The organism is Laceyella sacchari, from assembly GCF_024927925.1.
Lineage (GTDB): Bacteria > Bacillota > Bacilli > Thermoactinomycetales > Thermoactinomycetaceae > Laceyella > Laceyella sacchari.
This window is the reverse complement of sequence record NZ_CP103866.1, coordinates 2,917,816-2,940,679: the sequence shown is the minus strand read 5'-3', so window position 1 is coordinate 2,940,679 and position 22,864 is coordinate 2,917,816. Positions and strand designations below refer to the sequence as shown.

Here is a 22,864-nt window from a genome sequence, read left to right as displayed (position 1 = left end):
TAAAATTTAATTATATGTACATTCATTATTTTTATTATGAATTGATTGAGTGTTGCTAGGATGTGTCTGGCAAATCAAGATGTGTGAGGAAGAAGCGGGGGGAGGAAACCTTTTCTTGAGGAGTGCCTCGCAATGTGTGAAGCGAATGAAAATAAGGTTTTGGAGCCGCTGGTCTATTTATCAGACACGCTTTGGAATGGTTGGGAAGTTATTGTTGTTATTTATTGATTTTATGTTTTTTAATAACGGATCATTTGCAGATGACGGACTGTGAACGGAAGTGCTCATGTTCGTCTGCTTTGGAATATAAATTTAAAATTTTACTTTCGATCATACACCTGCCCCGTGTGTGGTTCAAGGTTTTCTTAGATAACAAGATTAAACCGCCTTATTAGTGATAAGGCGGCTGTTGATAGAAAAAATTGGGTGACACAATCGCGTTTTCGTAAGTTTGGTGGAAAATGTGGGTTGCCGCGGGCGACAGGGGAGGGATCAGCCAAGTCCAGTCTCCGGTCAAGTCCCGTTCAGCTTTTGCTTCGTTTTTTTCAAAGGTTTTAAACTGTTGAGCGGCTGTGTGGTGATCTACGATGGTCACCCCGTGGTGTTTGTAGGAGTGCAACACGGCGATGTTCAACTCGACCAAGGCCCGGTCTTTCCATAAGGAGGCGTTGGAACGCGTGTCCAAACCAAGGTTGGCCGCGATGCGCGGAAGCAAGTTGTAACGCGTTTCATCTGCCAGATTTCGCGCTCCGATTTCTGTGCCCATGTACCAGCCGTTAAACGGAGCTGCCGGGTAGTTGATCCCGCCGATTTCCAAACGCATGTCCGCGATGATTGGCACGGCGTACCATTTGACCTCCAACCCGCCAAATAAGTCATGGTGCGGATGAAGGATCGGCACTTCTAAGATGAGTTCTTGCGGTATCGGCAGCCACCGCGGCGTTTGCCCGTTCAGTTGGACGACGAGAGGCAACGGGTCGAAATGCGTGCCAGCTCCGCGCCAACCCAAGGATTGGCAAGCGCGAGTGAAAGCCAGGGATGATGGGTCCCCTACGATGCCGGAGGGGGTGTCATATCCCGCATAGCGGATGAGTTGATGGTTCCAGATCCGCACTGGGGCGACTTGAGCCATCTCTGGTTGGAAGATAGTGATGGTGGGGATGATTTCACCACCGTTGGTGCTTATTTCAATGTGATTGAGCAAGGCTTGAAACACATCCGCCTCTTTTTGGAGATGACGGGCGTCGATCACGTTTAAGCGATTCCAGAACAGGCGGCCGATGCAACGATTGGCATTGCGCCAGGCCATCTTGGCGCCATGCACCAGTTCTTCGTCTGTGTGCTCATAATAGCCGAACTGGTCAATGTGCCGTTTCACTTCTTTCAGTCTCGCCTGTGTTTCGGTTGATGGTTTGCCCAGTTCCTGGTGGCAAGTCTGGATGAATTGTTCTGCCGCATGATGTAGCGCGTTGTTCATATGAAAATGAGCGTCCTCCTGAATAAACAATGTAGGTTTAAGCAATCGGTTACTTCATCGAGATATGAAATGGCATGTCCATCATATCAGTTTCTATTGGTGATAAAAAAGAGCCGGTTTGTTTTGGCAAAGCAAATGGTGCATAGAAGGATTGAGAGGGAATCGCGCTATGGTCGCAAGTGCCCCTCCGACTCAAGTCGTAGTCGAAAATAGCACTCAGGGTCGTGTTGTGAACAAGGACGCTTCGGTATGATGGAGTCGAGCAGGTGCAAGGGAGGGAAACAGATGAAAAAATTGTTTGGAGGGTTGTTGTTACTCATCGGGATCGCCATTTGCCTCGATGACATTGGCGGCTTGCTCGTCTTGATGTTGACGGGTGCTCTCATGGTATACGGATTGAAACGGTGGAAACGGGCAACCACTGAAGGGCAAAAGGTAGTAGCCGTATTAGTAATGGGGGCAGCTGCGCTATTGTTATTCAGATGGTTCCCCTCGGTGGTCGGTTTATTGATTGGCGGAGTGCTCTTTTATCTGGGATGGAAGGTGTTCAACGGGGGTCTACCCATCTCTTTGGAGAAGGTGACCGCGCCAAGAACGCCGACAAACGATACTTCTTTTGATGCCGATTGGCGTGCGTTTATGGATAAACAAAACAAACAATAGTATGAAATCAAATATCATGAGGGGGAATGGCTTATGTCTTGGCAACGAATTTGGGATTACTTGGTGGCGACTTACCATGAAATCATCAATGATGCGGACAAGCCAGAAGCAATGCTTAAACGACATCTGCGCAACATTGAAAAGGAAATTTCCGCGGGTAAAGCGATGCTTGCCAAACAACAGTTGCTGACTGAACAATACCGCCGGCAAGCAAGTGATGCGAGCAAGCTGGCTGAAAAACGTGCAGAACAAGCCAGAATCGCCAAAGAAGCGGGAGAAGAAGAGTTGGCAAACAGAGCCTTGGCGGAAGAAGAATACTATCTAGAAAAAGTGAAAGAATACGAAGGATATGAGCAAAAATCTACCACGCAGACAGAAGCCTTGCGGCATCGAGTGAGCCAACTGGAGAAAAAATATCTTGATCTGAAAGACAAGAAAAATGAATTGGTGGCCCGCGCTGAGATGGCTAAAGCGAATCAGCGCGTTCAAGCCATGCTTCATTTCACCACTTCTGACACCTTACTGAAAGAGTTCCAGCGCATTGAAGAGCGCATTGCGGAAATGGAGATGAAGACACAGGAGCTAGCTGGTGAGAATCCCACGGAGGCGAAGCTGATTCCGGCACCGTCATCCGCCGCACAGATCGCTCTGAATCCGGCTGAAGGGAGTTCATAAGGACAAGAGGGCATGCGCACAAAAGACTCCGTCCGAATCCGGAGTCTTTTGTGCGTTGGCTGTTGGATTGCCCGGTCAGGGCTCGGGCATGAGGTGGTTTTAGATTCGTTGTACCGAAGGCCAATGGGAACATAATTGATAAAGGTGGGGAAAGATGAAGCGGGACAAAAAAAAGCAGGCTGGCTTGTTTTTTATGATTCTTGGGGCGCTGGCGTTCATAAATGGCATCCCCGATGGCATAGCGGGCTCTTTGCTTGCTGGGGCCGTGATCGTCATTGGCGTCAGCTTGATGAAAAGAGCGGAATCGACGGAGGAAAAACGGGTGGGACTGTTTACTTTTCTTTTCGGTATTCTTCTGTTTTTGCCCGGGGTCCCCTTTTTAATCGGCTTTTGCTTTGGCGCGGCATGCTTGTATTGGGGATGGCGCATGATCCGGGATTGACCGTTGCCCTGTTTTCAATGCCGGGGCTCTTCGTCCATAATAGAAGGATATGATCCCTGAAAATAAATTGGATGGAAGGACGACCAACGAATAGGGGAGGCATGCCATTATGCAGGAGAATCTGAGCGGCAAGATCCGTGTGTATTGAGCACTCGGCCATGTGGGAATGAAGGGGGGAGCATTGTGCGCCTGTTTCAAAACAGGTTGGCGGGATGGATTATCTTAGGTGCTGGGGCCTTGATTTTATGGGGGTTGACTGATTGGTCTTTTGTTGGTTCATTGGTTTTATTTATTATCGGGGTTATTTTATTGCGCAATCACCGCCGCAAATGGGGTTATGGCTTTTTGCTTTTATCCGCGATTGTATTTATCAGTCACCTTGCTGAAGTGGAGTGGGGATGGATTGCCTTCTCCATCCTGCTGGTCTTTTTCGGCTACCGCCTGTTCACTGGCCGTAGCCAAGAGAAGACGCCGGAAATAGATGGAGGTGCCCATGTGCCGCCAGCTGATTTGATCGTAAAGAAATCCGGCTCCCCCAATGCAATGGCGGGGACCCTGCACTTGATGAATCTGCGTTATGACTTGGTTGATCTCAATCGGTCCGCTATGGTTAACGATATTAAATTGGATTTGTCAAAAGCGATCATTCCCGAAGGGGAAAGTGCGATTGTGATCAGCGGACTTATCGGTGATGTGGACATTTATGTCCCGGATGACCTCGATGTGTCTGTGGCCGCGACCGTTAGCGCCGGTTATTTGGATATCCTAGGCCACCACCAAGGAGGCGTTAACCGCCAAATCATGTTGGAGACCAAAGGGTATGAGCAAGCCAGGCGGAAAGTGAAAATAAGCATTTCCCTGTTGGTAGGGGACGTGGGCGTGAGGCAATTATGAACGGAAACCGACCGACCAACATCCACTGGCGCATGACACAGTATACCATCTGGGTTTGCGCCGTTTTGGCCTTCTTGTTGCTGACCGTGTTTCTCAATGCCTATCGCTTGGGTTGGGAAACGCTGTGGACAACCAAGTTGTCGAAAGTGCCTGTTTTGTTGGTGGCGTTTGTTTTGGTTCTGCTTGTGGGCGCTTGCGCCGGCTTTCTCTACGGGTATGCGATTAAACGGAGGCTGTCCCGCTTGATTGAGGCCATTCTGCGCTTTGAGCGAGGTAATTTCTCCTATCGCCTGCCCGATCTTGGGGAAGATGAAATCGGCTTGGTGGGAACCCGGTTGAATCAGATGGCAGAACGGATTGAAAAGCAAGTCGCCTCATTGCAAAAATTATCTACGGAGAAAGCGGAATGGGTAGAAGCTCAGAAACAAGCGGTTATCTCCGAAGAGCGGCAAAGGTTGGCACGGGAGTTGCACGACGCTGTCAGTCAACAGCTGTTTGCCATCTCCTTGATGGCTTCGGCGATGAAAGAAACCTTGCCTGAAGCGGAGGACTCGGTGGGCAAGCAAATTGCGATGATTGAGAAAATGGCCGGGATTGCCCAAAACGAGATGCGTGCGCTGTTGTTGCAATTGCGCCCGGTAACTCTGGAGGGCAAAGGGCTGAAAGAGGGATTGGCGGAGTTGCTTGAGGAGTTTGGCGCCAAGCATCCCGCTTCGTTGCACTGGGAAGTAGGGGATTTGCCTCGCTTGCCCAAAGGAGTAGAGGATCATTTGTTTCGGATTGTGCAAGAAGGGTTGTCCAATGTGTTTCGCCACGCGCAAGCGACGTCAGTCACCGTGCGTTTGGTGTTCCGGGGACGCCATGTCCATTTGCGGATGATTGACAACGGCGTGGGTTTCGATATGTCCAAAGTGAAGTCCTCTTCATACGGTTTGCAGTCCATTCAGGAGCGGGCCAGTGAAATCGGGGGCATCGCTGAAGTAATTTCCGTGCCGGGCAAAGGGACGCAAATCGAAGTGAAAGTGCCCATTGTGGTTGATGGAGAGGGGGAGAAAGCGTGATTCGAGTCATGATCGTGGATGACCATGAGATGGTGCGGATGGGTTTGGCTTCCTATTTGTCGGTTATGCCGGACATCACGATTGTCGCGGAAGCAGCCAATGGCCTTGAGGCCGTTCGGCTGGCACAAGAGACCCAGCCAGATGTGATTTTGATGGATCTGGTCATGGATGTGATGGATGGAATCGAGGCTACCAAGGAGATCTGCCGCGTCATGGAGAATCCGAAGATCATTGTCCTGACCAGCTTTATTGATGATGACAAGTTGTATCCTGTGCTTGAGGCCGGCGCTTTTAGTTATTTGTTAAAAACATCCAAGGCGCATGAAATCGCCGAGGCGGTGAGGGCGGCGATGAAGGGGGAACCGGTCTTGGAGGCCAAAGTGACTGGCAAGATGCTGTCCAAAATGCGGCGCGCGGAAGAAAGCAAACCGCATGAGTCCCTGACTGCTCGGGAAATAGAGGTGCTCCGCTTGATTGCAGAAGGGAAGACGAACCAAGAGATTGCCGATTTGCTCCACATCACCGTGAAAACGGTGAAAACCCACGTCACCCACATTTTTTCTAAGCTGGAAGTGGAAGACCGCACCCAAGCGGCTATCTACGCCCACCGCAATCGCTTGGTGCCCTAAGGGATATTAGATCCGGTCTTTTTTCGCATTCACTTTGCATCAATAAAAGGTTAATATATATAGGACAAAAACATCGCAAGGGAGACACATGATGATTATCGGTGAGGACCTTTTTTTGCAGCAAGTGAATCGGGAGTTGGAGCGGATTGAAACCAAGTTAAACCAAGAAGGGGAGAAGCCAAAGTGGCTCACCCTCCAACGGCAAAAGATCGCCTTGAATTTGATTTGTCACCAATTGAAACAAATTGACCCAAACGTGGGGGAGTCTTCGGAAAACCCGGATGCGGGGCAAGTGCGGCGAAATTTGTATTATTTTAAGGCGCAGATGTTGTTGCGTCAAATTGAAGAGCGGAAGCAATCATGAGGGTGTTTGGTACAGCCCAGCCAGCACAGAGTCGAGATTGGACCTGTGCTGTTTTTTTAACAAGAGAGTGGGAGAGGTTGGCGAGGTTCAGAGTAGCTCTTTTGCGATGCATGGATGTCAACATGGAATCGCCTTGATTTGGTTTTCCATCTTTCAATGAAATTGCACATTTCACATCGTTGTCACTTTGTTGTTTGAGCTATACTCATTCATATAAGAATATTTTGCTTTAGGAGGTCAATGATGCGCCTAGCCATGTCCGCTCTGGGTTTAGCTGTGTTAGTTGCGCTAACAGGCTGTGCGCCAGAAGCGAAGTCAACCGAGACAGAGACCAAGTCCGTTGCCAAGCCGGTTCCAGAAGCTGAGCCGGTAGCGGAAACCAATGATGTGACAGTGGCCATGGAGGAACCGCCTTCCCCGGAAAAAGCGGAGAAACCAAGTGAACCAGTTGAGAAGCAAACAAAACTAGAGATAAAAGAAGAAGCCAAGCCATCCGCACCATCTTCGTCCAAACAGGAAAAGAGAGAAGAAAGTACTGACCGGGAGAAGAGTACAAATAATCGAACAACGAATCAAGCTGATGACAAGTCAAACCAATCCATCCCTGACAAATCCCAGTCCGCGATGTTGGAAATTGAAAAAGAAGTTGTTGCACTGGTTAACAAAGAGCGGCAACAACGGGGATTGCACAAATTGGAGATCAGCGAAAGCGTATCTCGCGTCGCTCGGAAAAAATCAGAAGACATGAAAGAAAATAATTACTTCAGCCATGATTCGCCCACTTACGGTTCGCCGTTTGATATGTTGAAGCAGTTTGGAGTGAAATACCGGATGGCGGGAGAAAATATCGCTGCCGGGCAAACCACCGCCGAGAAAGTGATGGAGAGCTGGATGAATTCCGATGGACACCGCGCCAACATCTTGAATCCGGATTACACGCATATTGGTGTCGGATATGTCAAAGGCGGTTCTTACGGATGCTATTGGACTCAGCAATTTATCGCTAAATAATCCAAGTGGGTGTTCATGATATACGATAGATACAATAGCAAACGACAGCCCCTGTTGGGCTGTCGTTTGGCTTTTTAGAAGGTTACCCAGTCAGCACTCGCACTCGTCTTTGCCGCATTTTGAACATTTGGACAATTGTGGGCGGACCATGCGCGCTCCCTCCTTCAACGTGATAGGCAAAGAAAACTAGCATGGGTGATAGTGCGATGCGAAATGGGAAAGCGTGATGGGATTCCTAGGTATTTACTGTTATTATACCATTTTGAATCGGTATTTTTACTATAAAAAAAGAATTGGTTTTATATACTGGTGCTACAACATAGCGAAAAGACCGGCAACAGCCTGATCGGGGAGGTGTTGCCGGTCTTGAAAGGGATGTTATTGATGTTGGAGAATCAGATTTTTCAGCTCTTTCAGCGGTTGCAAACCGACACGTGAATCTACTTCGGTGCCATTTTTGAACAGTTTCAGGGCCGGAATGCTTCTAATGCCGAAGTTGGCAGCTGTTTGCGGATTTTCATCTACATTCAGCTTGGCGATGACGACTTGGCCTTGCAATTCGGCCGCCAATTCATCCAAGATCGGGGCCAAAGCTCTGCATGGGCCGCACCACGGAGCCCAGAAGTCGACGAGCACCAAGGGGGCGCTTTTCAAAGTTTGTTCAAACGTAGCATCATTAATGTTGATTACGGACATCAGGTGTCACTTCCCTTTTAGTTTAATTGTAACTATATCAGTTACACTTTACCCGAAACAAAGAGCCGCAAACCCACAAATGATTGCAAAGTAAATGAGTGGTCCAGAGCGTGTCTGGCAAACCAAGTAATCACATGGAGTGGAATATGTGCTACCTAGACACGCCCCCTAATTTCTTTTATTCATTTGCATTTGGTTGAGTAGGTCCTGGATGGTGTACTGATCCAAATGGCGTTCGAATTGCTCCTCTGCGCCCTCGAAGATGTGACTCATCACTTGGCCGATTTGCGAGGCGACGATGCAATCCATGGTCGGGTCGCCGGAGCGCCAGTCAGAAACCAGCGAGCCTGCAGATGTCAGGCGGTAGATCGATCCCAATGTGATCTGGCGGGGATTGCCACGTAAAATGTATCCGCCGCCCGTTCCTTTTTGCACGTCGACCAAGCCAGCTGTTTTCAACAGGTTCATCACTTTCCTGATCCGCACGGGATTGGTGCAGATATTGGAGGCGAGCAATTCACTGGAAGCCATGCGCGAGGGCAGATAGGCCAAAAAGACCAGACTGTGTACGGCGATGTGAAATTCACTGTTCAATGCAGCCATCCTCCTCGGGTAAATGTAATCATAACAGTTACATTTGGCTTTGTCAAACGAGGGTGGCAGGAAAATTCACAAATTTAATGTTATTTTTACCGGTTTTAATAGAGGGAATTATGTTTCTTTTGAATAATTATATATGCGTTTTCTCTTTATCTTGTGCCAACAAAGGAGGAGATGGGGCAAAAGAAAAGTAGGGACGGTTTATTCGTAACAGGAGAGCAAATGGTGGCGAAAAAGGACATAATTGTTTAGGGCATTTCGCGAACAGCAAAAATGACAAATCCTTTCCCGGCTAGGAGAAATGGGTTTGGCAATCATCGTTTGGAGGAGATGCTGTGATGAATCACATCGTGCGGTTTTCATTGTTGACCCTGCTATTGTCGGTTGTTGTTACATTTTTTCCGCAAAGCGCTCTCGCCGCTCCGGCTTTTCAAATGCCGTTCCCTTGTGGCCAAGTTTGGGAAGGACAGACGCGTACCAATCATAATCCTCAGAACTCGGTTGATTTGAATCGGGCCGATGATTTGGGAGACCCGGTTGTCGCGTCTGCCGCGGGCAAGGTGACTACCGTGCGCGATTTGGGCTCGACCAGTTACGGCAAGTACGTGGTGATTGATCACGGAAGCGGATGGACGACCCTGTACGCGCATCTCAACTCGTTCAGCGTCAGTGTTGGACAATCGGTTTCACAAGGACAAAAAATCGGAACTGTCGGTTCAACGGGGGGATCGACGGGGCCGCACTTGCATTATGAGCAACGTCTAAACGGGTCCCCGCAAAAAATCGTGTGGAACGGGTCGCAAATTTACTACTTCGGCACCAAAAATTACACCAGCAAGAACAGTTGTAGCACGGGCGGAGTCACTGGCACGGTGAACACGAACAGCGGCGTTTCGGTCAATGTGCGTTCCGGCCCGGGAACCAACTATGCCATTGTTGGATCTGTGGCTGATGGGCAAAAAGTTACGATCAAGTGCCAAAAACGGGGAGAAACCGTGACGGGAACATATGGCACCAGTAACTTGTGGGATTACATTGGCACGGGCTATATTTCCGATACGTATGTTTACACCGGTTCAGATGGGCAAGTGGCTCCCACTTGTAGTTAATGGGTGAAGTTGAAGCGCCAATCCGCGGATTGGCGCTTTGCTTTGCAACTAATTTGGGTTGGTGAGGTGAAGGATCATATAGACAGCCACGCCCCAAATGATCAAGGCAGAAATCTTGTTGATGAAGCCTAGAGCCCTGCCCGACGCATCCAGTTGGCCAACCCACCTTCCACACAGGCCTAATCCGAAAAACCACAGCCAGGAAACGGAGATACAGGCGAGGCTAAAAGCCCATTTCTCCATTCCTTGATATTGGATGGAACTGGTGCCGATCACCCCGATCGTGTCCAATATCGCATGAGGATTAAATAAGGATACAGAAGCGGCAAAGGAAATCTGTTGCTTGGTCGACATCTGCTCTGCATGTCTCTCAGCCGGGCCTGTTTCTGTTCGCCAGATGGACCAACCCATGTAGAGTAAGAACAAGATGCCGATCGAGAATAAAACGATTTGCAACCAGCTGACTGTAAGGATGAGAACGGAGACGCCCAACACCGCCAAGGTGATGAGCAATGTGTCGCACAACGACGCAGTCAAGATGACGGGCAAGGCCCGACGAAAATGCGTTTGGGTAGCACCTTGGTTGAATACGAACACATTTTGCGCGCCCAAGGGTAAAATTAGGCCAAAGGCGAGAAGCGCGCCATGGATCAGAGCTTGAATCATCGTTGGCACCTCCACTTGGTTAAGCTAAACCGAACCCGTTCCCGGGCGTGTGGTGGGTGTTATTAAAACCAATGTGATGGAAAAACGAAATAGATATAATATTTATTTTATATGAAATGGCATGTTAAATAAAAATTTTTTAGGTTGACTTGGGTGTGACAGCTTCAAGGGGGCATGGCCAACAGGGGCTCAAGTGCTTCGGGCGCCGGCGCATCTTCGTTCCAGGAGTTTGCGCGGGGGCAGAGGAATAACTTAGGGTGAGGAAGCAATCCATCTCATTTTATGCGCGAGGAGGGGTTTGGGATGAATGCGGACAGACTTGAAGGGAAGCTGGCTCCGGATGTAAAGCGGCGCTTGGTTGCGGTCGTTGGTGAAGAGCGGTTTTTGGACAGCTTGAATGAAAGATTTGTTTACTCATATGATGCCACACCGATTTTCCAGGCGATGCCGGACGCGGTGATTATGCCGCAAACCACTGAAGAGGTATCGAACATCCTGAAGATCGCCAATGAACACCGGATCCCTGTCACGACGCGCGGTTCGGGTACCAACTTGGCGGCGGGCACGGTTCCGACGGCGGGAGGGATTGTGCTGAATATGCAACGGTTTAACCGGATCGTGGAGATTGATCGCGAGAATCTGACAGTGACGGTGGAACCGGGTGTAGTGACGGCTGATCTCCACCAGGCGGTGGAAGCGGAAGGCTTGTTTTATCCGCCTGATCCGGGCAGTATGCGCATCTCCACGGTGGGTGGAAATGTGGCTCAGTGCGCGGGAGGGATGAGAGGATTAAAATATGGGGTCACCAAGGACTACCTGATGGGGTTGGAATATGTTTTGCCGTCGGGCGAAGTGTTGCGCTCTGGCGGTAAAAACGTCAAAGATGTGGCCGGATATGATATGACGCGCCTATTGGCCGGATCGGAGGGGACCTTGGCCGTCATCACACAGTTAACGCTCAAATTGCTTCCATTGCCGGAAGCGAAACGGACCATGGCAGCTTATTACGCCAGCCTAGGCGACGCCGCGCGGACGGTCGAGCGGGTGATCGCTGCCAAAATCATCCCGGCGACGATGGAGTTTCTCGATCAGGCCACGATGCAGGTAGTGGATGAATTTGCGAAGCTGGGTTTGCCGACGGAAATGAAGGCGATGTTGCTCATCGAGCAGGATGGTCCGGAAGAATGGGTAGAGCGAGATATAGAGCGGATCGCGGAGATCGCCAAGGAAGAAGGGGCGGTGCAAGTACGGGTGGCTCAGACGCCTGAAGAGGGTGCCAACCTGCTGGCGGCCCGGCGCACAGCTTTGTCGGCATTGTCCCGTTTGCGGCCTACCACCATCCTGGAAGATGCCACGGTGCCCCGTTCCCGTTTGGCGGAGATGGTTGCAGAGATTGAGCGGATCGCGGAAAAATACGATGTGCAGATCTGCACGTTTGGCCATGCTGGGGATGGCAACTTGCATCCCACTTGTCTGACGGATGAACGGAACAAAGAAGAGCTGGCACGTGTGGAACAGGCCTTTGAGGAAATCTTCCTGGCTGCGCTGCGATTGGGCGGGACGATCTCTGGCGAACACGGGATTGGGCTGGCGAAACGGGATTATCTGCCATTGCAAGTGGGAGAAGGGGGTATCGCCTTGATGAAAGCAATCAAAGAAGCGTTTGATCCCAATCACATCATGAATCCGGGCAAAATGTTTGCCAACAGTGACCGCCGTCGGGTGGTGATCAAACAATGAACCAAACGGATAAAGCGTGTGATCCGGCAGTCGGCCAGGATAAGGCGATGCCTGTAGCTACGGGAAAAATCAAATTGGATGAAATCATGAACTGCATGCAATGCGGCTTTTGCCTGCCCGCTTGCCCAACGTATCGGCAGACGGGTTTGGAATCGCACAGCCCTCGCGGACGGATTGCTTTAATGAAAGGGGTAGCGCAAGCTCAATTGCCAACTGATGCAGAGTTTGCCAAAAACATGTACGCTTGCCTGGGCTGCCGCGCCTGTGAGACAGCTTGTCCAGCGGGCGTCTCTTATGGCAGTTTGCTCGAAACGGCGCGTGAGGTGGTGGAAGATCAGAACAAAAAGACGGCCAAGTCCTCCTTGTTGCGGAGGTTGGTGTTTGAACACCTTTTTCCCCACCCAAACCGGATGAACGCCTTGGGTACGGTGTTGTGGACGGTACAAACGCTGGGATTGCAAAAACTGGCTACGCGCACCGGTTTGGCCCGGGTGTTGCCACGGGCACTGGCGGAAATGCAACAGGCGGTGGAACCGGTGGCCTCACCATTTATTCGCAGTAAGCGCCAACGACGGATGCGGGCGGAAGGGGAGAGCTTGTATACCGTTGGTTATTTTACCGGATGCGTGATGGATGTCTTGTTTTTTGAGACCAATCAAGCGACAGCGCGTTTGTTGGCTAAGGCTGGGTGTGAGGTGGTGTTTGTCAGCGGCCAGACTTGTTGCGGGGCGCTCCATGCTCATGCTGGGGAGAAGGCGTGGGCGGTGGAGTTGGCGAAGCGGAATATTGAAGCGTTTGAACAAAGCCAAGTAGACTTCATCGTCAACAGCGCCGGCGGTTGCGGGGCGGCGCTCAAGGAGTATCCTCATTGGTTTGAGGATGATCCGGGTTGGCAAAAGCGTGCCAAAGCGTTTGCGGACAAGGTGCGGGATGCCAGCGAATGGTTGGCGTCATTGCCACCGCTTTCTTTCACTAAAGAGCTTAGCGCGCGGGTCACTTACCAAGATTCTTGTCACCTTGCCCATGGTCAGGGGGTGCGTGGCCAACCGCGCCAATTGCTTAACCTCATTCCCGGAGTGGAAGTGGTGGAGTTGGAACAGGCGGATCAGTGTTGCGGATCGGCGGGCATTTATAACATCACGCATTTTGCCCAATCGATGGAGATATTGGATGCAAAAATGGAAGCGGTGAAGAAAACGGATGCGCACTTCATTGCAACTTCCAATCCCGGGTGTTTGTTACAGATGAGGCAGGGTATCATCCGGGCGGGGCTAACCGGAAAGGTGGAAGCGGTACATCTCATGGATCTGTTAGACCGCGCCTTGTGAGGATGTGGGATGAGATGGGAACGGATTACGCATGGGAGGGTGGATGAGATTGAAGCAAATCAATGAGCGGTTAAGCACGTTGACGACAGAGTCGCGGAATGAAAAGTCTATGCGGTTGGATTCCGCCGACACGTTGGAGATTTTGCGCATCATTAATGAAGAAGATCAAAAAGTGGCGTTGGCGGTTCAAAAGGTGTTGCCAAATGTCCAAGTAGCTGTGGAGTATGCAGTGAAGTCGTTGAGCCTGGGCGGGCGGCTGATCTATGTGGGAGCCGGAACCAGCGGGCGGTTGGGTGTCTTGGATGCAGTGGAATGCCCGCCTACGTTTAGCACGAGTCCTGAAACGGTGCTGGGATTGATGGCAGGCGGTGAAAAAGCCTTTGTCCAAGCGGTGGAAGGGGCCGAAGACAATGAGGAATGGGGCGAGCGGGATTTGCGTGAAATCGGCCTCACCCATCGGGATACAGTGGTGGGGATTGCTGCCAGCGGACGTACGCCGTATGTGATCGGCGCGCTGAAGTATGCCCGCCGCATTGGCGCTCGTACGGTCGCTCTTTCCTGCAATGAGCGGGCTCGTATCAGTCAGGAGGCCGATCAGGCAATTGAAGTGGTTGTGGGGCCGGAGGTGTTGACCGGCTCCACCCGGATGAAGGCGGGAACGGCTCAGAAGATGGTTCTCAATATGATTTCCACCGCCACCATGGTAAAGCTGGGCAAAGTATACGAAAACTTAATGGTGGATGTGAGCATCAGCAACCGCAAACTGAAGGAGCGGGCCATCGAAATCATTCGCACCGTGACCGGTGTTTCCCGTGAGCGGGCGGAAGAATCATTGGAGCAAGCACGTCATGAAGTGAAAACGGCGATTGTCATGATCAAGGCGGAAACTACATACGAAAGGGCAGTCAGGTTGCTGGAGCGAGCAAATGGCAATGTGCGCCAGGCGCTTTCGCTGGCGCGATGATTCGTCGTCGAAAATGGCTTTACACGCCGATGGATTCACAGGTTCGCATTTTTTGTGGGGAAGGTGAGACAGAATGTGTTCATTAATACGGCATAATCAGCATACATAAGAATCAAGCCGTTGATGAGTAGCGTGTGTTACCAACAACCTCCGGTAAAGTCAAGTGCCTGTCGTTCTTGGGTTTTTAATGCCTTCCTGCGACTGCTGCATCCACTCGATTTAGATCGTAAGTTTGTCTCTATAGGTTCAATAAATTGAACCAACTTCCTTCGTACAACACTGTTATAATCAGAATAGGTTTGATTTGAAACAGAATAATGCACACACATCGTGTCAGGAAAGGTGAGGAATTGAACTTGTGGGACATTATTGTAGCCATCATCTTGGGGCTTGTTGAAGGATTGACAGAGTTTGCCCCGGTTTCGTCCACGGGACACATGATTATTGTCGATGATCTGTGGTTGAAATCGAAAGAGATATTTGGACATGACGTGGCGGTAACATTCAAAGTCTGTATCCAGTTGGGTTCGGTTCTGGCTGTGGTCGTCGTGATGAAAGACCGCTTTATCGACTTGCTGGGACTGGGCAAGAAGAAGGATGGAGAAGGCAACCGCCTCAAATTGACCCAAGTGATTGTCGGTCTGTTGCCGGCTGGCATCTTGGGGCTGTTGTTTGAAGATAAAATTGAGGAATTCTTTACTGTTAATCTGGTTATCTACTCTTTGATCGGCGGCGCTATTTTGATGATTGCCGCAGACTGGTTCCGTCCGGCTCGACCCAAAGTGGAGACGGTGGATCAGATTACATACAAGCATGCGATTGGGATCGGGTTGTTCCAATGCATTGCCGTGTTGTGGCCGGGCTTTTCCCGTTCTGGATCGACCATTTCCGGTGGGGTGTTGATGGGCTTGAGCCACCGTGCGGCCTCGGACTTCACCTTCATCATGGCTGTACCGATCATGTTGGGTGCTAGCACCGTATCCTTGCTCAAAAACTGGGAGCACTTCACAATGGATGCATTGCCGTTTTTCATCGTCGGCTTTGCAAGTGCCTTTATCTTTGCCCTTCTGTCAATCCGTTACTTCCTGAAGCTGATTAACAAAATCAAGCTGGTGCCGTTTGCTATTTACCGCATCGTGCTGGCGTTGATCTTGTTCTTGGTCGTATCTTGACCATACCGAAAAACCACCTCAGATGCCTGGTTGCCAGGCTTGGGGTGGTTTTTGTATGGGGTCGATCTTACCAATATCTATATCTCCGATAAGGTCTCCGATATGGATAGAAAGGAGCGATGAAAAACGGAAAGGGACGCGGAAACGGAAAGGGGAAGAAGAACGGGTAAAATTGTTGCGTCTGGGCATCGGGCGTCGGCCAAGCGTTGTGCGTCATCAAATCCTCCTCAAACGCATAAGGCGCATGCTGCTCTTCATATTCATGTGCATAGGGCTGATTTTGAGTCATGATAGGCACCTCCCATGGATTTATGATTATTCTATTCTGGGGGCGTTTGTTGGTGCTTGGCTATATCCGAGAAGAAGGAAGGACGAAAAAAAGAACCCCAATGGTTGGGGTTTTAGGAAGGCTGGATTTACCATTCAACTCTTCGTTAGCAGGTCTTGCCTTGGGCTGAAAATCATCCTTTGGTGCCACCGGCAGTCATACCGGAGATCAAGTAGCGTTGCGCAAACAGGAAGAAGCACAAGACCGGCAACGTGATTAGGATTGCGGCGGCCGCCATCAGGTGGTAGTCGGTGTTGAATTGATTGACAAACTGTTGCAAGCCAATCGGCAAGGTGTACATCGTTTCTTCATTCATTAAGGTGATGGCGATCAAAAATTCATTCCAGGCGGTGATGAAGGAATAAAATGCCGTCACAGCCAGACCGGGCAAGGAGAGCGGCAGGACGATCCGCACAAAGGTACCCAAGTGGGACAGCCCGTCTACTCGAGCTGCTTCTTCCAGCTCATAAGGGATGGTGTCGAAAAAGCTTTTCAAGTTCATGATGCAAAAAGGCACTGAAACCGTGGAGTAAGCCAAGATAATACCAAAGTAACTGTTTAGCAAACCCAATTTGTTGATGATCAGATAGAGCGGGATGATCAGTAGCGCGCCAGGGAACATCTGCGTAATCAACACGCTGAGTTCCACGCCGCTTCGCCCGCGGAATTTATAGCGCGAAATGGCGTAAGCCGCCGTCGTCGACAAGACCAAGCCGACCAAGGTGGTAAACAGGGCGATCAGGACGCTATTCTTAAACCAGGTTAGGAAGATGCCATCCGAACGGGTTAAGACCGTCTTGTAGTTGTCCAAGGTAAAGGTTTCGGGAATCCATTGAATCGAGCTGGAAAAGACCTCCGCTTCCGGTTTGAAACTGGTCGCCAAGATCCAGAGAACCGGAAAGACGGCGAGAAAGCAGGAAATAATCAAAATCAGGTGTACCCATCCGTTTGATTGGCGCATCTCAGTAATACACCCCCTCGTTGGCATTGGCTTTTAACACTCGTCGATAAAAGAGCGTGAAGACGATGAGCACGCTCAGGATCACAACCCCGTAAGTTGAAGCGACTCCCAAATTCCAATTGCGGAACGCTTCTCGGTACGCGTAGGTCACCAAGATTTCGGTGGAGTGAACCGGACCGCCGCCCGTAATCAGATAAATGATGTTAAACATGTTGAATGTCCAGATGATCCCAAGTGTGGTGGCTGTAGTGGCAACGGGTTTCAGCAGGGGCAACGTGATGTTTTTCAGCTGTTGCCACCAGGTGGCGCCATCGATGCGTGCTGCCTCATAGAGCGACTCCGGGATGCTCTGCAAGCCGCCCAAGAGGGTGACCATCATGAACGGAATGCCGATCCAAACATTGACCAAAATGGCCGAAAACATCGCCCAGAAGCTGTCTCCTAACCAGGGGACGGCAGGGAGGCCCAGGTTTTTCAATACTAAATTAAACAGGCCGTATTTGTCGTTGTACATCCATTGCCAAGCGAAAGCGCCAACAAAGGAAGGCACTGCCCAAGGAACCATGAGCAACATCCGGTAGATGCCCCTGCCTTTGATTTTGCGGTTGAGCAGCAAAGCCAGGAACAAGCCCAAGGTGAAGTGGAAAAACACGTTGACGAAAGTCCAGATCGCTGTTTGTACCAAAACGTCACGGAAGACGGATTTGGGTTGGAAGATAGTGCCGAAGAGGTCGCTGTAGTTTTTCAAGCCGATCCATTCATAGCTGGGCGGCAGAAATTGGTTGCCCATGTTGTATTGGTTCATGTTGGTAAAGCTGTACGAGATGCCTTGTGCCAGCGGAATAAAAACGAGCAAGGTCATGACGATAAACACAGGTGCTAAGAAGACATATGCAATCCACGCATTATTACGGGTACTCACTTTAGCCCGCCTCCTTCCATCATTGGCGCTTTTGCGCAAAGAGTGTGAAGAGGGAAGAGGGCTGTCCGCTCCTCTTCCCTAGGGCCCGCCAGCGGAATGAATGCGGGCGGAAGATTATTTATTAAGCAACTTTTTCCAAGATTCGGCCACTGCATCCAACGCTTGTTTTGGTGTTTTTTCTTTTTTGAAGGCAGCTTGGATTTCCGGATTAAACGTGGTGTAGATCTGGCCGCCTTCCGGGATGACTGGGCGGTTGGTCGCTTTGTCGAGGACGGGGCGCCAGTCGTTGACCAAGCGATTTTCCTTCACTTCTTTCAGCTCAAACGCTGATTTGCGGGTCGGGATCAGTCCGTTTTTGGAGGCGAACTTGGCTTGGTTTTCCGCATTGGTCAAGTAAGCGATAAATTTGTAGGAAGCTTCTTTGTGTTTGGAACCGGCATAGATGACGAAGCCGTTCCCTCCGACGGGAGATCCGGTTTTGCCTTCCGGGCCGGCTGGGATCGGGGCGATGCCCAGGTTGTTTGGATCTTTGAATTGCTCACCTTGCAAGAGATCTGACGTGGCCCAAGGACCTTGGAAGACCATTGCAGCGCGCCCGGTTTTGAACGCTTGTTGCAGGTTGTTGTAATCGTTGGCCGCGCTAAACTCGTCGGGCATCACTTTGTCATCCCGCAGTTTGAGCAAAAATTCCAATCCTTTGACCGATCCGGCGTTGTTGACTTGAATTTCCTTATTCTCCGTGATTAACCCACCGCCAAAGGCCCACATGAAGGGTTGAAACCAGTAAGCGTCCGACTGGCGGTAATAGAATCCCCACTTGTCTTTGGCCGGGTCGGATAAGGCTTTAGCCACTTGGTAAAATTCGTCCATGGTTTTGGGTGGTTCCTTAAATCCTTTTTCAGCCAGCAGCTTTTTGTTGTAGAGCAGGCCGAGCGCATCGGCCACTTGGGGTACGCTCCAGGTTTTTCCATTCCACTTGCTGTATTTGAGGGCATTATCCAAAAAGTCGTCTTGGTCTTTGAAATAATTATCGAGGGGTTCCAGCAGGCCCAATGCCGCGAATTCCGGTGTCCAAGCGATTTCAGAACGAAGGACGTCAGGGCCTTTGCCCGCTTGGGCTGCGGTTTTAAATTTGTTCTGCCCTTCGGCGAATGGCACGTTTTCCATTTTGACTTTAATGTCTTTGTGCTCTTTTTCAAAATTGGCGATAATTTCTTTCAATGTTTCTGTCTCTTCTGTATTCATCGTGTTCCAGAAAGTGATGGTGACCGGTCCGGATGACTGTTCGGTGGCAGAAGGGCTACAACCGACCAGTAACGAACCCGCGAGCGCGACGGAAGCAAAGGTGCGCAAAAATTTTTTCATGTACCTGTTAGCCCCTTTCTGTGGATGTACTGTTGAAATGTCCGGGAGGTTACTCAGCCCATGCCGTTTGCTTGATGAAGGCAGGGTACAAGGGTAAAAGAGGATCGATAATAATGGCTGCCCAACATTTCAACATTAGTGCAAACGTTTTCGCAAAAAGACGAGATGAGGCAGTTCTCCTGTATGACTTATCCTACACCAAAAAGAGGGAGTTGGAAAGCGTTTGCACACGATTAAATATAGCTAAAATCAGCCATGAAATGCGATATATTGAGATTATCTTTGAATATCGTCCGTTTTCTGTATATTTCTTCGTTATATTAATGATATCTTGTGAGAAATGTGTTATTTTAATCGGAATTACAATGTTTTTGCGCTTTGAAAAACGGGAGGTTTACAATTTTCGGTCTTTCCGCTAGGATAGGATATACAAACGTTTGCACAAATTTGGAGAGAAAGCGATGCCTTCTGTAACCGTTAAAGATGTGGCGCGGTTGGCGGGGGTATCCCCTTCTACTGTTTCCCGCGTCATTTCTAATCATCCGCGCATCAGTAAGGCCACCGCCGAAAAAGTGCGGCAAGCGATGGAAACGCTCGGCTACCATCCCAACATGACAGCGAAGAAGCTGGTCTCCAAAAGCACCAAAACGTTGGGGCTCGTGTTGCCGCGTTCGGCCGAAGAGCTGTTTGCCAACCCCTTTTTCTCTGAAGTGTTGCGGGGCATGCTGGCTTGCGCGAATCAAAAACAATATGACTTGTTGATGTCTTCGGCCAATAATCCGAAAGAAGAAATGGAAACGGTTACCCGCATGGTGTTGGGGCGTCAGGTGGATGGGATGATCCTGATCAAACCCCGCAAAGCGGACCCCGTAATAGAAAAATTGCTCGCGTTGGACTTTCCGTTTGTGGTGTTGGGGCGCTCTCTTGAGCATCCTGACGTGCCGGCGGTGAACAATGATAACATCGCCGCGGCTTTTGATGCGACGTTTCATTTGATCAACCAAGGGCACCGTCGCATCGGGTTTGTCAGCGGCCCGCCGGAGTTGGTCGTGTCGGGCGACCGCTTGGCTGGTTATCAAAAAGCGTTATCCCAGGCGAAATTGCCACTTAGGGACGAATGGGTGATTGCATCAGACATTTTGCCCAAAAACGGATTTCACGCTGTCTCCATGGTGATGAACGCGCCTGACCGACCCACTGCGTTTGTGGTGTCGGATGATGTGGTCGCCTTTGGCATGATTCGTGAATTGGTGGGAGCCGGTTATCAGATTCCTGAGGATGTGTCTGTTGTCGGCTTTAACAACATCGTGTTGTCGGAATTGAGCAATCCACCGATGACCACAGTAGATATCGGTATCTACCATCTGGGCTATCAGACAGCGCGCCACTTGATCCGGATATTGCAAGGGGAAAAAGTGGCTGAACCAAATGTAACCGTGCCGCATCGGTTGGTGATCCGCCAATCGGTCAGATTTTTACCCCACGCTGACGATGCGCTTTGATTTTTGCCGATGCAAGCCGTCGGTGCCAACGCTGTGCCTCATTCGCCGCAAGGATGGCGGGGCGTATCGGGGAGAGATGATCCTCGCATGCCGCTCCGCCGGCAACCAAAATCTCATCTCGATTGGATCGAAAGGAGCATCATCCATGAACAGATCGCCCATCACCCGTAAACCTTATCTCAACGATGCTGTGATCGGTAATTCTTCCATGTTGGCCGCTTTGGATGCCCGCGGCGAAATGCATCGGTTGTGGTGGCCGCATGTGGATATGCCACAACATGTGGAAACCATGAAAATGGGGGTATTGGTGGACGGAATGCAGTCAGCGACGAGCTGGCTGGAGAATGAACAAGCGTGGAGTCATGAGCAAACCTATTTGCCAGGAACCAACATCCTGCGCACGCAGGCGACAGGACGGGATGTTCCTTTGATGGTGGTGACCACCGACTTCGCGGTGCCGGATAAAGATTTGCTCGTACGTCATGTCACGTTGACCAATACAGGAAAAGAGCCCTTGTCCCTTTCGTTTTTCGTGTACGCTTCTCTACAGATCGCCGAGCATCCTTTGTACAACACCGTAGCGTTTGAGCGGCAGATCGACGGATTGCTTTATTTCCGCCACCAGTATGCTTTTGCGCTGTCTGGTGCAAACGATTGCGCAGGCTATGCGATCGGAGATGCATTTCATCATGCGTCCGCAGGCTATCTGCCGGGTGATGCGATTGGCATGGTGCCGCACGGGGCTTTGTCTTTTCGAATGACCTTGGCTCCGGGAGAAACGCAGTTGTTGCCGCTCTACTTGGCTGCTGGCTCGACTGTGCATGAGGCGATGGCCAACATGCAGGAGGCCAAGCAGGTAGCTACCGACGAATGGTTGGCCCGGACGGAAGCATATTGGCGCGCATACTTGCAGGAGGCCAAACCGTTAGCCTTGGCGAATGAACGGGTGCAAGCGATCTATGAGCGATCGTTGCTCGTATTTAAGTTGATGTCTGACCAGAAGACAGGGTGCGTGATTGCGGCGCCGGAGTTTGATGAGGCCTTTACCCGCTGCGGCGGTTATGCATACTGTTGGGGGCGCGATGCAGCATACATCACTACGGCGTTTGACCGAGCAGGATTAACTTCGCTATCCCGGGAATTTTACCGTTGGGCGGTGCTTGCGCAGGATCCGGACGGTTCTTGGCAACAGCGCCACTATCATGATGGTCGCTTGGCTCCGTCGTGGGGATTGCAGATTGATGAAGGTGGTTCGATCTTATGGGGAATGCATCAACATTTTCTTGTGACCGGTGACCGGGCTTTCCTGGAAGAAATGTGGCCGGCTGTGGAAAAAGGGGTTACCTTTTTGCTCAGCTTCTTAGATGAAGAGACAGGGTTGCCCCTTCCCAGCAAGGATCTTTGGGAAGAGCGTGAAGCGGAGCACACCTATTCGGCGGCAGCTGTGTTCGGCGGCTTGACTGGTGCGGCTGCCATTGCGCGAGAGTTGGGTTACGCCTCCTTGGCTGATGCTTGGCTTAAGGCGGCTGACAGCATTAAGAGGGGGATGGAACAGAACACCATTGATGAACGGACGCAAACGTTTCTGCGTGGGATCAAGCTATCTGTGAGTGAAGCGGAGTATGAGGAAGCAGTGGCTCAAGGAAAACCAGTCGCCACCGTGACGGATGACAAGGGTTATGTTCGCCGCCAGTTGGCGCAAGATGATGTGAAGGATATCAGCTTGATTGGTTTGTCTGTTCCCTTCCAGGTGTTTGATCCCGAAGATCCGCGGATGGTCGCTACGGCGGATGCGATCGAACAGACATGCACCGCCCCAGAAGTGGGTGGGATTCGCCGTTATGAAGATGATACGTATATCGGGGGGAACCCGTGGATCTTGACCACTCTGTGGCTGGCGCAATATCGCATCTTGCAGGGCCGTTTGAGCGAAGCCAAAAAACATTTCACTTGGGCGGTAGAGCATGCCACAGCGCTAGATCTTTTGCCGGAGCAAGTGGATAAAGCGACCGGGGAGCCAGCATGGGTAGTGCCGCTCACTTGGTCGCACGCGATGTTTGTGTTGACTGCCCAAATGCTCGCAGAAGCGGGCGTGGAAACGATCTAAACAACCATTGCCCTATCAGTGAAGCCCCGATCGGCAACTGTAGCCGATGGGGGTTTTTGCTTTGAGTCCGGCTTTGGCGCATGTTTAAAACAAATCCGGGATGGTGCGAGTGGGAAAGACATGCTACACTCAAATGGATGCGCTCCCAATCGGTCGGGGGCTATTGGGTGTGAATGAAAGCTTTACGA

General features: G+C 50.7%; 23 protein-coding genes. 15 read left to right on the top strand and 8 right to left on the bottom strand.

Annotated features, from left to right (window positions below):
* Window positions 1–391: 391 nt before the first annotated feature.
* Entirely contained in the window at window positions 392–1,477 is a 1,086-nt protein-coding gene (locus NYR52_RS14400) for a nitric oxide synthase oxygenase (protein ID WP_132221281.1), read from the bottom strand.
* A 285-nt stretch (window positions 1,478–1,762) separates the two neighbouring features.
* On the opposite strand from NYR52_RS14400, the gene NYR52_RS14395 reads away from it, so the two are divergent.
* From NYR52_RS14395 to NYR52_RS14360, 8 genes are all read left to right on the top strand, one after another.
* Window positions 1,763–2,140 carry a hypothetical protein gene (locus NYR52_RS14395; protein ID WP_259435898.1) on the top strand — a complete coding sequence of 126 codons (378 nt, stop codon included), beginning with the start codon at window positions 1,763–1,765 and terminating at the stop codon, window positions 2,138–2,140.
* Between the two features lie 33 nt (window positions 2,141–2,173).
* On the top strand, window positions 2,174–2,815 hold the full coding sequence (locus NYR52_RS14390) for a PspA/IM30 family protein (protein WP_259435897.1): 642 nt from the start codon (window positions 2,174–2,176) through the stop codon (window positions 2,813–2,815).
* A 154-nt stretch (window positions 2,816–2,969) separates the two neighbouring features.
* The gene (locus NYR52_RS14385) at window positions 2,970–3,257 is read left to right on the top strand and encodes a hypothetical protein (protein WP_132221275.1); all 288 of its coding nucleotides are present in this window, start codon (window positions 2,970–2,972) and stop codon (window positions 3,255–3,257) included.
* Window positions 3,258–3,440: 183 nt separating this feature from the next.
* On the top strand, window positions 3,441–4,151 hold the full coding sequence (gene liaF, locus NYR52_RS14380) for a cell wall-active antibiotics response protein LiaF (protein WP_259435896.1): 711 nt from the start codon (window positions 3,441–3,443) through the stop codon (window positions 4,149–4,151).
* Window positions 4,148–5,212: a HAMP domain-containing sensor histidine kinase gene (locus tag NYR52_RS14375; RefSeq protein WP_106342343.1), complete on the top strand. Its 1,065-nt coding sequence runs from the start codon at window positions 4,148–4,150 to the stop codon at window positions 5,210–5,212. Before liaF ends, NYR52_RS14375 begins: the two co-directional genes overlap by 4 nt.
* Window positions 5,209–5,841: a response regulator transcription factor gene (locus tag NYR52_RS14370; protein ID WP_022737138.1), complete on the top strand. Its 633-nt coding sequence runs from the start codon at window positions 5,209–5,211 to the stop codon at window positions 5,839–5,841. The genes NYR52_RS14375 and NYR52_RS14370 overlap by 4 nt, the downstream gene beginning before the upstream one ends.
* Before the next feature lie 91 nt (window positions 5,842–5,932).
* On the top strand, window positions 5,933–6,205 hold the full coding sequence (locus NYR52_RS14365; RefSeq protein WP_259435895.1) for a hypothetical protein: 273 nt from the start codon (window positions 5,933–5,935) through the stop codon (window positions 6,203–6,205).
* Window positions 6,206–6,448: 243 nt separating this feature from the next.
* On the top strand, window positions 6,449–7,216 hold the full coding sequence (locus NYR52_RS14360; protein WP_259435894.1) for a CAP domain-containing protein: 768 nt from the start codon (window positions 6,449–6,451) through the stop codon (window positions 7,214–7,216).
* A gap of 378 nt (window positions 7,217–7,594) precedes the next feature.
* Here NYR52_RS14360 and trxA read toward each other — a convergent pair whose 3' ends face one another.
* A complete protein-coding gene (gene trxA, locus NYR52_RS14355) occupies window positions 7,595–7,912 on the bottom strand; it encodes a thioredoxin (RefSeq protein WP_132221267.1) in 318 nt (105 codons plus the stop codon).
* A gap of 168 nt (window positions 7,913–8,080) precedes the next feature.
* Window positions 8,081–8,506, bottom strand: a complete 426-nt coding sequence (locus NYR52_RS14350; RefSeq protein WP_102993376.1) for an RrF2 family transcriptional regulator — start codon at window positions 8,504–8,506, stop codon at window positions 8,081–8,083.
* 344 nt (window positions 8,507–8,850) lie between these two features.
* On the opposite strand from NYR52_RS14350, the gene NYR52_RS14345 reads away from it, so the two are divergent.
* Window positions 8,851–9,621, top strand: a complete 771-nt coding sequence (locus NYR52_RS14345; RefSeq protein WP_259435893.1) for a peptidoglycan DD-metalloendopeptidase family protein — start codon at window positions 8,851–8,853, stop codon at window positions 9,619–9,621.
* Window positions 9,622–9,669: 48 nt separating this feature from the next.
* Here the strand turns inward: NYR52_RS14345 and NYR52_RS14340 are convergent, their stop codons facing one another.
* Window positions 9,670–10,287 (bottom strand): LysE/ArgO family amino acid transporter, encoded by a 618-nt coding sequence (locus tag NYR52_RS14340; protein WP_154987370.1) that lies wholly within the window; start codon window positions 10,285–10,287, stop codon window positions 9,670–9,672.
* A gap of 303 nt (window positions 10,288–10,590) precedes the next feature.
* Here NYR52_RS14340 and NYR52_RS14335 point away from each other — a divergent pair, with 303 nt between their 5' ends.
* From NYR52_RS14335 to NYR52_RS14320, 4 genes are all read left to right on the top strand, one after another.
* Entirely contained in the window at window positions 10,591–12,027 is a 1,437-nt protein-coding gene (locus NYR52_RS14335) for an FAD-linked oxidase C-terminal domain-containing protein (RefSeq protein WP_054096224.1), read from the top strand.
* A 47-nt stretch (window positions 12,028–12,074) separates the two neighbouring features.
* Window positions 12,075–13,355, top strand: a complete 1,281-nt coding sequence (locus tag NYR52_RS14330; RefSeq protein WP_259436773.1) for a (Fe-S)-binding protein — start codon at window positions 12,075–12,077, stop codon at window positions 13,353–13,355.
* Window positions 13,356–13,398: 43 nt separating this feature from the next.
* Window positions 13,399–14,319, top strand: a complete 921-nt coding sequence (gene murQ / locus NYR52_RS14325; protein WP_259435892.1) for an N-acetylmuramic acid 6-phosphate etherase — start codon at window positions 13,399–13,401, stop codon at window positions 14,317–14,319.
* Between the two features lie 317 nt (window positions 14,320–14,636).
* Window positions 14,637–15,491 carry an undecaprenyl-diphosphate phosphatase gene (locus NYR52_RS14320; RefSeq protein ID WP_375163156.1) on the top strand — a complete coding sequence of 285 codons (855 nt, stop codon included), beginning with the start codon at window positions 14,637–14,639 and terminating at the stop codon, window positions 15,489–15,491.
* 67 nt (window positions 15,492–15,558) lie between these two features.
* Here the strand turns inward: NYR52_RS14320 and NYR52_RS14315 are convergent, their stop codons facing one another.
* The 4 genes from NYR52_RS14315 to NYR52_RS14300 all read right to left on the bottom strand — a co-directional run bounded on the left by NYR52_RS14315 (window position 15,559) and on the right by NYR52_RS14300 (window position 19,067).
* Window positions 15,559–15,780 carry a hypothetical protein gene (locus tag NYR52_RS14315; RefSeq protein ID WP_022737127.1) on the bottom strand — a complete coding sequence of 74 codons (222 nt, stop codon included), beginning with the start codon at window positions 15,778–15,780 and terminating at the stop codon, window positions 15,559–15,561.
* Window positions 15,781–15,952: 172 nt separating this feature from the next.
* Window positions 15,953–16,780, bottom strand: a complete 828-nt coding sequence (locus tag NYR52_RS14310) for a carbohydrate ABC transporter permease (RefSeq protein WP_259435890.1) — start codon at window positions 16,778–16,780, stop codon at window positions 15,953–15,955.
* A 1-nt stretch (window position 16,781) separates the two neighbouring features.
* The gene (locus tag NYR52_RS14305) at window positions 16,782–17,702 is read right to left on the bottom strand and encodes a carbohydrate ABC transporter permease (protein WP_246026894.1); all 921 of its coding nucleotides are present in this window, start codon (window positions 17,700–17,702) and stop codon (window positions 16,782–16,784) included.
* A 114-nt stretch (window positions 17,703–17,816) separates the two neighbouring features.
* Window positions 17,817–19,067, bottom strand: coding sequence for an extracellular solute-binding protein (locus NYR52_RS14300; protein ID WP_259435889.1), 1,251 nt, complete (start codon window positions 19,065–19,067; stop codon window positions 17,817–17,819).
* A 461-nt stretch (window positions 19,068–19,528) separates the two neighbouring features.
* On the opposite strand from NYR52_RS14300, the gene NYR52_RS14295 reads away from it, so the two are divergent.
* A complete protein-coding gene (locus NYR52_RS14295) occupies window positions 19,529–20,569 on the top strand; it encodes a LacI family DNA-binding transcriptional regulator (protein WP_259435888.1) in 1,041 nt (346 codons plus the stop codon).
* A gap of 145 nt (window positions 20,570–20,714) precedes the next feature.
* Window positions 20,715–22,676: a glycoside hydrolase family 15 protein gene (locus NYR52_RS14290; RefSeq protein ID WP_259435887.1), complete on the top strand. Its 1,962-nt coding sequence runs from the start codon at window positions 20,715–20,717 to the stop codon at window positions 22,674–22,676.
* Window positions 22,677–22,864: the final 188 nt, after the last annotated feature.